Source organism: Sulfitobacter sp. M85, from assembly GCF_029285915.1.
Taxonomy (GTDB): Bacteria; Pseudomonadota; Alphaproteobacteria; order Rhodobacterales; family Rhodobacteraceae; genus Sulfitobacter; species Sulfitobacter faviae.
This window is the reverse complement of record NZ_JABECQ010000007.1, coordinates 85,420-99,057: the sequence shown is the minus strand read 5'-3', so window position 1 is coordinate 99,057 and position 13,638 is coordinate 85,420. Positions and strand designations below refer to the sequence as shown.

At 62.2% G+C, this 13,638-nt stretch carries 13 protein-coding genes; 9 read left to right on the top strand and 4 right to left on the bottom strand.

Annotated elements, in window-relative coordinates:
• Positions 1 to 49 precede the first annotated feature (49 nt).
• Positions 50 to 211 (bottom strand): hypothetical protein, encoded by a 162-nt coding sequence (locus HKX24_RS14135; protein WP_271691309.1) that lies wholly within the window; start codon positions 209 to 211, stop codon positions 50 to 52.
• Between the two features lie 147 nt (positions 212 to 358).
• Positions 359 to 1,543 (bottom strand): ABC transporter substrate-binding protein, encoded by a 1,185-nt coding sequence (locus HKX24_RS14130; protein ID WP_067266789.1) that lies wholly within the window; start codon positions 1,541 to 1,543, stop codon positions 359 to 361.
• 182 nt (positions 1,544 to 1,725) lie between these two features.
• Between HKX24_RS14130 and HKX24_RS14125 the strand changes: the two genes are divergently transcribed.
• The gene (locus HKX24_RS14125) at positions 1,726 to 2,823 is read left to right on the top strand and encodes a PQQ-dependent sugar dehydrogenase (RefSeq protein ID WP_271691308.1); all 1,098 of its coding nucleotides are present in this window, start codon (positions 1,726 to 1,728) and stop codon (positions 2,821 to 2,823) included.
• A 3-nt stretch (positions 2,824 to 2,826) separates the two neighbouring features.
• Here HKX24_RS14125 and HKX24_RS14120 read toward each other — a convergent pair whose 3' ends face one another.
• Positions 2,827 to 3,831, bottom strand: a complete 1,005-nt coding sequence (locus tag HKX24_RS14120) for a GlxA family transcriptional regulator (RefSeq protein WP_271687273.1) — start codon at positions 3,829 to 3,831, stop codon at positions 2,827 to 2,829.
• A gap of 191 nt (positions 3,832 to 4,022) precedes the next feature.
• Here HKX24_RS14120 and HKX24_RS14115 point away from each other — a divergent pair, with 191 nt between their 5' ends.
• Positions 4,023 to 5,393, top strand: a complete 1,371-nt coding sequence (locus HKX24_RS14115; protein ID WP_271687274.1) for a 3-deoxy-7-phosphoheptulonate synthase class II — start codon at positions 4,023 to 4,025, stop codon at positions 5,391 to 5,393.
• 88 nt (positions 5,394 to 5,481) lie between these two features.
• Here the strand turns inward: HKX24_RS14115 and HKX24_RS14110 are convergent, their stop codons facing one another.
• Positions 5,482 to 6,141: a PAS domain-containing protein gene (locus HKX24_RS14110; protein ID WP_271691307.1), complete on the bottom strand. Its 660-nt coding sequence runs from the start codon at positions 6,139 to 6,141 to the stop codon at positions 5,482 to 5,484.
• Positions 6,142 to 6,422: 281 nt separating this feature from the next.
• On the opposite strand from HKX24_RS14110, the gene HKX24_RS14105 reads away from it, so the two are divergent.
• The 7 genes from HKX24_RS14105 (at position 6,423) to pstA (ending at position 13,634) form a co-directional block, all read left to right on the top strand.
• Entirely contained in the window at positions 6,423 to 7,313 is an 891-nt protein-coding gene (locus tag HKX24_RS14105; protein WP_276154066.1) for a YicC/YloC family endoribonuclease, read from the top strand.
• A gap of 3 nt (positions 7,314 to 7,316) precedes the next feature.
• The gene (gene gmk / locus HKX24_RS14100) at positions 7,317 to 7,964 is read left to right on the top strand and encodes a guanylate kinase (protein WP_276154065.1); all 648 of its coding nucleotides are present in this window, start codon (positions 7,317 to 7,319) and stop codon (positions 7,962 to 7,964) included.
• The gene (locus HKX24_RS14095) at positions 7,961 to 8,482 is read left to right on the top strand and encodes a gamma carbonic anhydrase family protein (protein ID WP_271691305.1); all 522 of its coding nucleotides are present in this window, start codon (positions 7,961 to 7,963) and stop codon (positions 8,480 to 8,482) included. The genes gmk and HKX24_RS14095 overlap by 4 nt, the downstream gene beginning before the upstream one ends.
• Positions 8,436 to 9,536: an ATP-binding protein gene (locus HKX24_RS14090; protein ID WP_276154064.1), complete on the top strand. Its 1,101-nt coding sequence runs from the start codon at positions 8,436 to 8,438 to the stop codon at positions 9,534 to 9,536. Before HKX24_RS14095 ends, HKX24_RS14090 begins: the two co-directional genes overlap by 47 nt.
• Before the next feature lie 138 nt (positions 9,537 to 9,674).
• Positions 9,675 to 10,715 (top strand): substrate-binding domain-containing protein, encoded by a 1,041-nt coding sequence (locus HKX24_RS14085; protein ID WP_271691303.1) that lies wholly within the window; start codon positions 9,675 to 9,677, stop codon positions 10,713 to 10,715.
• A gap of 97 nt (positions 10,716 to 10,812) precedes the next feature.
• Positions 10,813 to 12,282 carry a phosphate ABC transporter permease subunit PstC gene (gene pstC / locus HKX24_RS14080; RefSeq protein ID WP_271693822.1) on the top strand — a complete coding sequence of 490 codons (1,470 nt, stop codon included), beginning with the start codon at positions 10,813 to 10,815 and terminating at the stop codon, positions 12,280 to 12,282.
• The gene (pstA, locus tag HKX24_RS14075) at positions 12,279 to 13,634 is read left to right on the top strand and encodes a phosphate ABC transporter permease PstA (RefSeq protein WP_271691302.1); all 1,356 of its coding nucleotides are present in this window, start codon (positions 12,279 to 12,281) and stop codon (positions 13,632 to 13,634) included. The genes pstC and pstA overlap by 4 nt, the downstream gene beginning before the upstream one ends.
• Positions 13,635 to 13,638 lie beyond the last annotated feature (4 nt).

Genomic DNA, 13,638 nt, shown 5'->3' with positions numbered 1-13,638 from the left:
TATTGGTCGTCATACGGTGGCTCGCACGAATGCACGCCGCCATACCTGTTTACAATGTGCTGAGATTCTTGAAAGGGACCGCTGCGGTCCTGATCTGAGGAAAGCTTTCCGCTGCCTCGTCAAAGGCAAATTGCGCCGCATTGCTGAAATCACGTTCAGCGAAATACATGCCCAAAGCCCTGACCGGCACGGCCATACGTTGCTTTTTCATCCTGTCCTCCCAGACGGGACGTGTTTTCCACGTCCTCAATAGGGGATTTGTACTGGCTGCATCCCCGGAAGAAAAGCGGATTTCCTAAGCAAAAGGCCCGATCGCACTGCGACCGGGCCTCTCTTAGCGGTTAGATGGTAGCGCGGATCAGCGGTAGCCGACCGTGACCATCTTGCCGTCCTTCATCTCGATCTCGCGGTAGTTGCCCGCGCTCTCGCCCGGTCCGATCAACTCGACCGCCGAGGCACCGACATAGTCCACGTCGCCGCCGTCTTTGATGATCTGAAGCGCTTTGCCCAGTTCACCCGGCAGGATTTTCTCACCCGGGGCGTTGGCGACTTCCATCACCTTTTCCTTGTACTCCGCCGGATCGTTGGAGCCCGCGGCCTGCATCGCCAGCAGCATCAGCGCTGCCGCGTCATAGGATTCAGGCGAGAAAGCGTTGGTCGGCTCGAAACCGGCTTCCTTGCCCATCTTCTTGTAGTTGTCCGGGCCTTCGCCAGCAGCACTCGGGTTCTGACCAAAGGAGCCATCCGCGATCTCGGCGAATTTCTCTTCCAGCGTGTCGGAGACCATGCCGTCGGGGAACATGAAGACGTCGAATGCACCGGCGTCCAGCGCACCGTTCACGATGCCCGCGCCACCTTGGTCGACATAGCCTGCCACGACCAGAACCTCACCACCGGCAGAGGCCAGCGCGCCGACTTCGGCGGAGTAATCCGCTTTGCCGTCTTCATGCGAGGTGTTGATGGTCACGGTGCCGCCGGATTCTTTGTAAGCGGTCTCAAAGCTGTCGGCCAAACCTTTACCATAGTCGTTGTTGGTATAGGTGACGGCGACTTCCTTGATGCCACGGTCGTTCAGGATGTCGGCCATGACCTGACCCTGACGCGCATCCGATGGGGAGGTGCGGAAGAACAGGCCGTTGTCTTCGACCGTCGACAACGCCGGGGATGTCGCGGAGGGCGAGATCATCACGATGCCGTTCGGAATGGCCACGTTCTGCAGCGAGGCGGTGGTTTCACCCGAGCACATGCCGCCGACGATGCCGCTCACGCGGTCGGAGGTGATCAGACGCTCAGCCGAGGCCACGGCCAAACCCGCGTCGATGCAGCCGGTGTCGCCACGCTCGGACGAAACGGTGGCACCGTCGAGGAACATGCCGCTCTCGTTAACTTCGGAAATTGCCAGTTCGGCACCGGCGGCCATGTCATTGGCCAGCGATTCCAGCGGGCCGGTGAAGCCCAGCAGAATGCCGATCTTGGTGTCTTCAGCATGCGCGCCAGTGGCGAGCAGGGCAACGGCCGTTGTGGCCATCAGTATTTTTTTCATTTGGTACTCTCCCTTAGTTGAACTCTCGTTCTGATCGAACGTTAGGTTGTGGTTTCGAAAAAGAAAAGGCGATTTATAAAGTGTTTTTCGCAGGCTTTTCGCGGGATACGGGCGCGATGGTGGAAATGGGCGGGTCGCTGGCTATGTCTAGACCCAAGCCCCATGCCCACAGGAGCCTGCTCATGACATTCGCCAAACATATCGCGACCGCCACTGCCCTCACCCTTTGCAGCCTTTCCGCCGCAGGCACCGCCAGCGCACAAAGCGGCCTGACGATCACGCCCATCGCCGAGAATCTGGAGGCCCCTTGGGGCGTCGCGCCTTTGCCCGATGGCGGTCTGTTGGTGACCGAGAAAGCCGGTCGTCTGATCTACCAAAAGGACGGCGCTCGGCATGAGGTCACGGGCCTGCCGCAGGTGGCCGTGGTCGGGCAGGGCGGCCTGTTGGACATTACCTTGGCCGGGGATTTCGCGCAAAGCCGCCTGCTGTTCCTGACCTATGCCAAACCCCAAGAGAGTGGCGGCGCGGGGACCGCCTTGGCCAGCGCGAAACTGTCCAAGGATACCCGCAGTCTGGAAAACCTGACCGAGCTTTTCGCCATGAAACCCGGCAGCAGCGGCGGCCAGCACTTCGGTTCGCGCGTGGTCGAGGCACCGGATGGCACGCTGCTGGTCACTATTGGCGAACGCGGCGACCGTCCGGCGGCGCAGGACCGCAGCACGCATAACGGCAGCATCATTAGGGTGAACCGCGACGGCTCGGTTCCCGATGACAATCCCTTTGTCGACACGCCCGACGTGCTGCCCGAAATCTGGTCCTACGGCCATCGCAACCCGCAAGGGGCGGGGCTGGATCTGGATGGGCGGCTTTGGGTGTCGGAACACGGGGCCAAGGGCGGGGATGAGGTGAACCGCATCACCAAAGGCACGAATTACGGCTGGCCCGTGATTTCCTACGGTGAGCACTATTCGGGCGCGAAGATCGGTGAGGGCACGGCGAAGGAAGGGATGGCGCAGCCCGAATTCTACTGGGACCCTTCCATCGCGCCTGCGGGGCTGATGGTCTACTCCGGCGCGCTTTTCCCTGAATGGGAAGGTGACATCTTCGTCGGTTCGCTCAAGTTCGACTATATCGCCCGGCTAAGCGGCACGCCGCTGGAAGAGGTGGCGCAAATCAAGACCGACGAGACCGCCCGCGTGCGCGATGTCGTCGAAGGGCCCGAGGGTGGGATCTGGTTCATTTCAGAGGTCAACGGCACCGTCTACCGCATCACGCCCTAACCCTCAGGCGGGCTGCCGGGTGGATTGGCTGCCGCGCTCACGATAAGGCGTGGTCTGGTAATGCGCCCGGTAACATTTCGAGAAATGCGAGGGCGAGGCAAAGCCGCAGGCCAGCGCCACGTTGATCACGCTCATATCTGTCTGCATCAACAGGTTGCGCGCCTTTTGCAGCCGCAATTCCATATAGTAGCGTTTTGGGCTGCGGTTCAGGTAGCGCCGAAACAGACGCTCTAGCTGCCGGGTCGACATGCCCACGTCGCGGGCGAGGATGGAGGGGCTGATCGGCTCTTCGATATTGCGCTCCATCTGCTGAATAACTTGGGAAAGCTTGGGATGGCGCACGCCGATTCGCGTGGGCACCGACAGGCGCTGCGTGTCTTGGTCGGTGCGGATCGAGGAATAAATGAGCTGATCCGCCACGGCGTTGGCCGTCTCCTCTCCATGATCATCGGCAATGAGTTTCAGCATCATGTCCAAAGAAGACGTGCCACCCGCCGTGGTCAGCCGGTTGCCATCGACCACGAAGACCGATTTCGTCAGAATGACTTCTTCAAATTCCTCGCCGAAACTGTCCTGATTCTCCCAATGGATCGTGGCGCGTTTGCCGTCGAGCAGCCCCGCCTTGGCCAGCGTATGTGCCGCGGTACAAAGCCCGCCAACAACCAGCCCCTTGCGCGCCTCGCGGCGCAGCCATGCCAGCAGCTTCTTGGTGGTCGCGGCCTGCACGCCGATGCCGCCGCAGATCATGATGGTGTCGTCGCGGCCCAACTCTTCAAGCCCGCCGTCCAGCGCGAAAACCGCGCCGGATGAGCTTACACAGGTCTCACCGCTTTCGCCCACGACCTGCCATTCATAGACCTCGCGTTCGAGCATGCGGTTGGTGATCCGCAGGCATTCCACCGCCGAGGCAAAGCTCAGAAGGGTGAAATTCTCCAACAACACAAAGACGAAGCGCCGCGGCTTGTCGGTCTGGGGGGGCATGCGGGTGGCCGGGCGCGGTTGGGACATCACGGCGTCTTTCTATTCAGGTCGTCTCTGCCGACATGTGCCATGGCCGCCAGAACTTACCGGAAACATTGCCCACGGGCCTCACGCCACGTCAATAGGGCGCATTTCGGTTCTGGTCACTTTCCCCGCGCCTTTGTATAGAGAAAGATCACGAAGCGCCGACACTCGGCGCTGTGGAGCGGAGTAGAAAGATGACAGACTGGAGCACCTCGAGCTGGCGCAGCAAACCGCGCGTCCAGATGCCCGATTACCCTGACCAAGCCGCATTGGAAGCGGTTGAGGCACAGCTGGCACGCTATCCGGTCCTCGTTTTTGCGGGCGAAGCACGCCGGTTGAAGAAACATCTGGCCGCCGCGGGCCGTGGCGAAGCCTTCCTTTTGCAGGGCGGCGACTGTGCCGAGAGCTTTGAACAGTTCAGCTCGGACGCCATTCGCGACACCTTCAAGGTAATGTTGCAGATGGCCATCGTGCTGACCCATGGGGCCAAGGTGCCGGTGATCAAACTGGGGCGCATGGCCGGCCAATTCGCCAAACCGCGCTCGGCCCCGACCGAAGTGGTGGATGGCGTGGAACTGCCCAGCTACCGCGGCGATATCATCAACGATCTGGCCTTCAACGAAGCGGCGCGTATCCCCGACCCGCAAAAGATGCTGCGCGCCTATACGCAGGCCGCCGCCACGCTGAACCTTTTGCGCGCCTTCTCGACCGGGGGCTATGCTGATGTGCATCAGGTCCACGGCTGGACGCTGGGATTCACCGACGACGAAAAGGCCGAGAAATACCGTGAGATCGCCAACCGCATCTCTGACACACTTGATTTCATGGCCGCCGCAGGGGTGACCGCCGAAACCGCACATACGCTGCAATCGGTGGAATTCTACACCAGCCACGAAGCGCTGTTGCTGGAGTATGAAGAGGCGCTTTGCCGCCGTGACAGCCAAACCGGGAAGTGGCTCGCAGGCTCGGGTCACATGATCTGGATCGGTGACCGCACGCGGCAACCCGACGGGGCGCATGTGGAGTTTGCCAGCGGCGTGCAAAACCCGATTGGCCTGAAGTGTGGTCCCTCGATGACCAGCGATGACCTCAAGCAGTTGATGGCCAAGCTGAACCCCGAGAATGAAGAGGGCCGTCTCACCCTGATTTCGCGCTTTGGTGCGGGGCAGGTGGGCGATCACCTGCCGCGTTTGATCAAGACCGTTCAGGAAGAGGGCGCCAATGTCGTCTGGACCTGTGACGCGATGCACGGCAACACGATCAAATCCTCTACCGGCTACAAGACCCGGCCCTTCGATTCCGTGCTGCGCGAAGTGCATGAGTTCTTTGCCGTGCATAACGCCGAAGGTTCCGTCCCCGGTGGTGTGCATTTCGAGATGACCGGCCAAGACGTGACCGAATGCACCGGCGGTGTGCGGGCGGTCAGCGACGAGGATCTGTCGGACCGTTACCACACGGCCTGCGACCCGCGGCTCAATGCCAGCCAGTCGCTGGAACTGGCCTTCCTCGTGGCGGAGGAACTGTCGAACCGCCGCGTGGCTCAAACGGCGCGGGCGGCGGGGTAGCAGCCTCAGCCTGCACTCGATTGTGACGAAAGAAACGCCGTCCCGTTTTCCGGGGCGGCGTTTTCGCGTTCCGAGGGCGGCGGACGGGCTATTCCTGCTCTGACTTCACCAGACGCAGATAGGGCGGGTTCTCACCCGTCGGGGCGGCGGTGAAGCTTGCCTTCGGCTCTGCGAATCCGGTTTCGCGTGGCAAGAGCGGCTGCTGCAGGGGATCGGCATGGCGCAGAGGTTTGGCCAACCCGCCAAAGGCGCTATGCCGCGTGGCCTGCGCCAGATCGAAACGCCGTGGGGTTTGTCCGATCTCCCCCAGCACGACAAGACAGCCCAGCACCCGACTGACATCGCCCAGATCGCTTTTCAGCGGCAAGAGCAGCATCCGCCCCGTCAAGGCAGGCCGCCCATAGCTCGCCGCCGCGCCCAGGTCCAGTGTGATTTGGCCGGGCATCTGAAACACTTCTTCCAGCGCTTCGCCGACGCGGGGGCGTGACTGCGAGCCGAAAAAGGCGGTGATCGGCATGCCGCGCACCTCCATCCCCATGAGATCGCGCAGATGGTCGCCCGCAATCCGCAACCGTCCGACACCCACGGCGACACGTTCGAGGATAAAGGCATATTCCAATGCCTGCTCGATCCCGCGCGGGTCGATATCCGACCGCCGCGGCATCAACCTGTTGCCGCGCAGGGCCTCCCAATAGGCTTCGACCTGCGCGAGCGGGCCATAGCCAACATGCGTCCGATGATCTGACATGGCGACAACATTCTGCGCGGTGTGGCCTGTATTGCCCATTGAAACTCACCCATAAGGACTTGGCCAATACAGCAGCCGTTTTTGAAACGACAGCGGCACAATGCGGCCGAAATGATTACCAAATCATTAATACGGCAGGCGGTTAAGGAATTCGTCATGCTTTCGCTGAAGTGGTTAACGCGTGAGCCAAGGGATCCGCCGGGCCGAGGGGGCGGGGGCTTGCCCCTCGCGGGGGTTTCGCCGTAAGGCAGGACATGACCGCCCTTGCAAGGAACGCGCCGATGATCAGGTCCATGACAGGTTTCGCCTCTGCCTCCGGCGCTTTGGAGGGTTGGAGCTGGTCTTGGGAGCTGCGCGCGGTCAATGGCAAAGGGCTCGACCTGCGGCTGCGCGTGCCCGATTGGGTCGAGGGGCTTGAGGCCGCCCTGCGCAAGCAGATTTCGGCGGAGGTGGCGCGGGGCAATATCACCTGCAACCTGCGCATCTCCTCGGCTGAGAGTGACGGCAGCTTGCAGATCAACGAGGCGCGTGTCGACACGCTGCTGACCGCCCTGCATGAGATCGAGGCCCGTGCGATGGATGCCGGGGTATCGCTGGCGCCCTCACAGGCGAGCGACATTCTTTCCATGCGCGGTGTGTTGGAACAGGCCGATCAGGCACAGGACATCGACGCGCTGCGCGCCGCTTTGCTGGCGGAAGTGCCGACCCTGCTGCATGATTTCAACGAGATGCGCGCGCAGGAAGGCGCGGCGCTGGCCGGTGTAATGCAAGAGCAGTTGACCGAGGTCGAAAACCGCGCCGCCGAAGCCGCCGCTTTGGCCGAGGCCCGGAAGGAAGAGACCGCTGCCCAGTTGCGCCGCAACCTTGCGCGCGTGCTCGACAACAGTGAGGGCGCGGATGCGGACCGGGTGGCGCAGGAGCTGGCCTTGATCGCGGTCAAGGCCGATGTCACCGAAGAGATCGACCGCCTTGCCGCCCATGTCGCCGCCGCGCGTGCGCTGATCGGGCAGGGCGGGCCGGTGGGGCGCAAGCTGGATTTCCTGATGCAGGAGTTCAACCGCGAAGCCAACACGCTCTGCTCCAAGGCGCAGAGCACCGAATTGACGACTGTCGGTCTGGCCCTGAAGGCGGTGATCGACCAAATGCGCGAACAAGTGCAAAATGTGGAGTAAGACGTGACAAACCCAAGCCGACGCGGCCTTCTGATCATCCTCAGTTCCCCCTCCGGGGCGGGCAAATCGACCATGGCCCGCGCCCTGCGCGCATGGGATCCGACGATCAACTTCTCGGTCTCCGCCACCACCCGCGCCCCCCGACCGGGCGAGGAGGATGGCAAGGATTACCGCTTTGTCGGCGAAGAGGAGTTCCGGCAGGCCGTGGCCGAGGGAGAAATGCTGGAACACGCACATGTCTTTGGCAACTTCTACGGCTCCCCCAAGGCCCCCGTGCAGGCGGCGATTGACGAGGGGCAGGACATTCTTTTCGACATCGACTGGCAGGGCGCACAGCAGATCCGCAACTCCGACCTGAACACGCACACGCTGTCGATCTTCTTGCTGCCGCCCTCGATCACCGAGTTGAAGCGCCGTTTGGAAAGCCGGGGCCAAGACGATGCCGAGACGATTGCCAAGCGCATGGGCAAAAGCTGGGATGAGATCAGCCATTGGGACGGCTATGACTTCGTGCTCGTAAACGACGATCTCGAGCAGACCGAGGCGCGGCTGAAATCGATCATCACCGCCGCCCGGCTGCGGCTGAGCCAACAACCCGCCATCAAGGATCACGTTCGCCGTCTGCAATCCGAATTCGAGGAATTGAAATGACCCTCTACGCCCTCGCCGATGCCCGCCCCGAAGTCTCCCCCGATGCATGGGTCGCCCCTGATGCGAATGTCATCGGTAAGGTGACGCTCGGCCCCGAAGCCTCAGTTTGGTTTGGCAGCACCCTGCGCGGCGACAATGAGATGATCACCGTGGGCCGCGGCAGCAATGTGCAAGAGAACTGCGTCTTTCACACCGATATGGGCTATCCGCTGACCGTGGGCGAGGATTGCACCATCGGTCATAAGGTCATGCTGCACGGCTGCACCATCGGCGACAACAGCTTGATCGGCATGGGGGCCACGGTGCTGAACGGGGCGAAGATCGGCAAGAACTGCCTGATCGGGGCAGGGGCGCTGATCACCGAGAACAAGGTGATCCCCGATGGGTCGCTCGTCATGGGCGTGCCGGGCAAAGTTGTGCGTGAGCTTGACGCGCAGGCGATCCAACAGTTGACCGCGAGCGCCAAACACTATGCCGAGAACGCCGCGCGCTTCCGCCGCGATCTTGAACCGCTCTGACGTGGGCAGCACCGCCGTAACCCTTTCCGATGTGGTGGCGGCGCTGCCGCTGCCAAGCGTGGCCATCAATGCCGAAGAGCGGATCACCGTTCTGAACGCGCCCGCCGAGGATCTGCTGGGCAAGGGGCTGCTGGGCCGCCATTTCGTCACCGCGCTGCGCCAGCCGGGGCTGGTCGAAGCGGTCGAACGCTGTCTTGCGGGCGCGGGCCCCTGCCAAGCGCGCTTTACCAGCACCGGCGGCGAACATGGCACCACCTATGACGTAAGCCTGCGCCCGGTGGGCGACCACGGGATTGTCCTGCTCAGTTTCAACGATGTGACGGAGATGGCGCAGGCAGGCCAGATGCGCCGCGATTTCGTGGCCAATGTAAGCCATGAGTTGCGCACTCCGCTTACCGCGCTCATCGGCTTCATTGAGACGCTGCAAGGCCCGGCACGCGATGATACGGCGGCGCGCGAGCGGTTTCTGGGAATCATGGCGCAAGAGGCAGAGCGGATGAACCGGCTGGTGGGAGAGCTTTTGTCCCTCAGCCGGGTCGAGGCCGAAGAGCGCGTGCGCCCCGAGGCGCCGATCGATGTGCGCGACCTGCTGCGCGGCACCCTGCGCAACCTCGCGCCGCTGGCGGTCGACAGCAATGTGACACTGGCACCGACCTTGGGGGATGCGCCCGCCCTTGTGCTGGGCGATGCGGATCAGTTGGTGCAGGTCTTTACCAATCTCATCGAGAACGCGATCAAATATGGCGGGCGCGACAACCGGGTTGAGATTTCGGTCAAACGCACGGCCCATGACCCGGCGATGCGCGGCCCTGCGGTCTATGTCAGTGTACGCGACCACGGTCCCGGGATCGACGCGATTCACCTGCCGCGGCTGACCGAAAGGTTCTACCGGGTCGACAGCCACCGCAGCCGTGCGCTTGGCGGAACGGGACTGGGTTTGGCTATCGTCAAACACATCATGAACCGTCACCGCGGGCGGCTCAAGATCACCAGCACCCCCGGCGAAGGGGCCGAATTCCGCGTGATTCTGCCGATGAAACCGGGTTCTGACTGATTTTTGCAGAAATTTGGTGATTCAGGGCGACTGTCATGAAACTGTAACGTTGCTGTCACAAAAGCACAGCACCGCCTTCATAGACGGGGCGCAGATCACCATGGGGTGGTCACCAATTCGCATCTGACAGGAGATATCATGTCACTCGCAAAACTCACCACTTCCGCCCTGGCGATTGCCGCCGTATCTGCAACCGCTGCTGCCGCGCGTGACCAAGTACAGGTTGCCGGTTCCTCGACCGTGCTGCCCTATGCCTCCATCGTCGCCGAAGCCTTTGGCGAAAACTTTGACTTCCCGACACCGGTCGTGGAATCGGGCGGCTCCTCGGCTGGCCTCAAGCGCTTCTGCGAAGGCGTGGGCGAGAACACCATCGACGTGGCAAACGCCTCCCGCCAGATCAAAGACGCCGAAGTGGCGGCCTGTGCCGAAAACGGCGTGACCGACATCATCGAAGTGCGCATCGGCTATGACGGCATCGTTTTCGCCTCCGACATCAATGGCGAGACCTTCGAGTTCACGCCGGTCGATTGGTACAAAGCCCTCTCCGCCAAAGTTGTCGTCGATGGCGAAGTGACCGAGAACCCCTATACCACATGGGATCAGGTCAACCCCGACTTCCCCGCCCAGCCGATCCAAGCCTTCATCCCCGGCACCAAACACGGCACGCGCGAAGTGTTTGAAGACAAAGTGATCCTCGCGGGCTGCGAAGAAACCGGTGATTTCGAAGCCTTCCTCGAAGCCGCGGATGGCGACAAGAAAGCCGCTGAGAAAGAGTGCATCAGCCTGCGCACCGACGGCAAGTCCGTGGACATCGACGGCGACTACACCGAGACGCTGGCGCGCATCGAAAGCAACCAAGACGGCATCGGCGTCTTCGGTCTGGCCTTCTACGAGAACAACACCGACAAGCTGCAAGTTGCCACCATGGGCGGCGTCGAGCCAACCACCGAGAGCATCGCCTCGGGTGACTACCCCGTGTCGCGCCCGCTGTTCTTCTACGTCAAGAAAGCCCACATCGGCGTGATCCCCGGCCTGAAAGAATACGCTGAATTCTTCGTCGCCGACGAAGTTGCCGGCCCCGACGGCCCGCTGGCCGAATACGGTCTGGTCTCCGACCCTGAACTGGCCGACACCCAGTCCGTGGTTGCGGATGAGACCGTGATGGGCAGCGGCTCCTAAGCCTTTACCCTTATCGCCGGGGGCGGGTGACTGCCCCCGGTTTTTCGCTTTTTGATCCACCGGGGGACATGTGGGACAAATACTGACAACAGGCGCGGTGCTGCCGCTGGTCATCCTGATCGCGGCCCTGGCACTGGGCGGGTATTTCCTTGCGCGGCGTCGGGCTTTGGCCTCTGCCCAAGGCGACAGCCGCAAGCTGCATTCGCTGCCAAGCTACTACGGCTATAATGCAGTGATGAGCGTGGCGGTGCCCGCGCTTTTGGTTTTGGGCATCTGGCTGCTGGTTCAGCCGATGCTGGTGCAATCTTCGGTGGTTGATATGATCCCCGCCGAGGCTGTGCCCGAAGGCTCCTCCGTCAATCTGATCATGAGCGATGTGCGTCGTCTGGCTGATGGGCTGGACGCGGCCGTCTCTTCCGGCGCGCTCAGCGCGGCAGATGCGACCGATCTTTCCGCCGCCGATGACCTGCGCGCATGGCTGGGCGAACAGGGCGTTGCCTTGGGTGCCGAGATCAGCCCCGAGGTGCTGCAAGCCGCGCAGGCTTACCGCGAGATGACGGCGACGGGCAATTTCTGGCGCAACATCATCGTGGCGCTGATCGCCTTGGCCGGGCTGGCCATGGTCTACCGCGAAACCGATGCCACCTTCCGCGCCCGCAACCGGGTCGAAGGGGGCGTGAAGGCGCTGCTGATCCTCGCGGCGTCGCTCGCGATCCTGACCACCGTTGGCATTGTGTTGTCGATGCTTTTCGAGACGATTAATTTCTTCAACCTGCACCCCTGGACCGACTTCTTCTTCGGCTCTTCCTGGGCACCGAACTTCCGCGGCGACAGTGACCTGTCGATCCTGCCGCTGCTTTGGGGGACGCTATATATCTCGCTCATCGCGCTGCTGGTGGCCGTGCCCATCGGGCTTTTCGCCGCGATTTACCTGAGCGAATATGCAGGCCCAAAGGTACGCGCCACGGCCAAGCCGCTGCTCGAAATCCTCGCAGGCATCCCCACAATCGTCTACGGCCTTTTCGCACTGCTGACGGTGGGGCCGTTCCTCGTCCAAGTCTTCGGGCGTGGGGAAGAGGGGCTTCTGGGCGTCGATTGGATGTCGGGGGCGACCTCGGTCCTGACCGCCGGGCTGGTCATGGGCATCATGTTGATCCCCTTCGTCTCCTCCCTGTCGGACGACATCATCAACGCGGTGCCGCAGTCGCTGCGCGACGGTTCTTTCGGCTTGGGCGCGACCCAGTCCGAGACGATCCGCCAAGTGGTCATGCCTGCGGCGCTGCCGGGCATCGTCGGCGCCGTCTTGCTCGCCGCCAGCCGCGCCATCGGTGAGACCATGATCGTGGTGCTGGGGGCAGGGGCCATCGCTCGCATCTCGGCCAATCCGCTGGAAGCCATGACCACCATCACCACCCGCATCGTCAGCCAGTTGACCGGGGACAGCGATTTCGCCAGCCCCGAGACGCTGGTGGCCTTCGCCCTTGGCCTGACCCTCTTCGTCCTGACCTTGGGCCTGAACGTGCTGGCCCTCTACATCGTGCGCAAATACCGGGAGCAGTACGAATGAGCGATATCCCCAACCCCGCAGCCCCCATCGCAGACCCGCGCGGAGCCTCTCTGCTGGTCCAAGACGGGCGCACCAAACGCCGCAACGCTTCCGAGGGCCGTTTCAAGCTCTATGGCATCATTGCCATCGTCATCGGCCTCTTGATGCTGCTGACGCTGCTCTTCACCATCATCTCCCGCGGGACCGGCGCGTTTCAGCAGACCTATGTGACGCTTTCCGTGCCGTTGCTGGAAGACAAGCTCGACAAGAACGGCAACCGCGATCTGGAAGACATCAAGAAGGTCTCGACCTTCGGATATTCGCCCCTGCTGAAAGCTGCCTTTGAAAACAAGATCGAAGCGGGCGAGGTCGAGAGCGATCTCAAGCCCAAGGCGATGGCCGATATCCTGTCGAAAGACGCCGCCGCCCAGTTGCGCAACTACGTCTTGGCCAACCCCGAGCTGATCGGCACGAATGCCGAATTCGAGTTCCTGACCAACAGCCGTGTCGATGGCTACCTCAAGGGCCGCGTGACCCGCGAAAGCATCGCCAATGACAAGAACATCAGCGCCGAGCAGCTTGATCTGGTCGATGCGTTGATCGCCGACGGCAGCATCGAAAAGCGTTTCAACCTCGACTTCATCACAGGCGCCGACGCCTCTGACGCGCGGCCCGAAGCGGCGGGCATGGGGGTGTCGATGATCGGCTCTTTCGCGATGATGCTGGTGGTGCTGGTGCTGGCGCTGCCCATCGGGGTCGCCGCGTCGATCTACCTCGAAGAATTCGCGCCGAAGAACTGGATCACCGATATCATCGAAGTGAACATCTCGAACCTCGCTGCGGTGCCTTCGATCGTCTTTGGTATCCTCGGCCTTGCGGTCTTCATCAACTATATGCACCTGCCGAACTCGGCCCCGCTGGTGGGCGGTCTGGTGCTGACACTGATGACCCTGCCGACGATCATCATCTCGACCCGCGCCTCGCTCAAATCGGTGCCGCCCTCGATCCGCGACGCGGCGCTTGGGGTAGGGGCCTCGAAGATGCAATCGGTGTTCCACCATGTGCTGCCTCTCGCCGCTCCGGGCATCCTTACGGGGACCATCATCGGGCTGGCCCAAGCGCTTGGCGAAACAGCACCTTTGCTGCTGATCGGCATGGTCGGCTTCATCGCCTCCAACCCGCCGGAAAGCATCGCCGAAGGGTTGATGTCGCCGAACTCCGCCATGCCGGCCCAGATCTATGAATGGGCCAAACGCGCCGACCCGGCCTTCTACGAACGTGCTTGGGGCGGTATCATCATCTTGCTGGTGTTCCTGATCACGATGAATGCCATTGCCGTGCTGCTGCGCCGCCGCTTTGAGCGTCGCTGGTAAACCA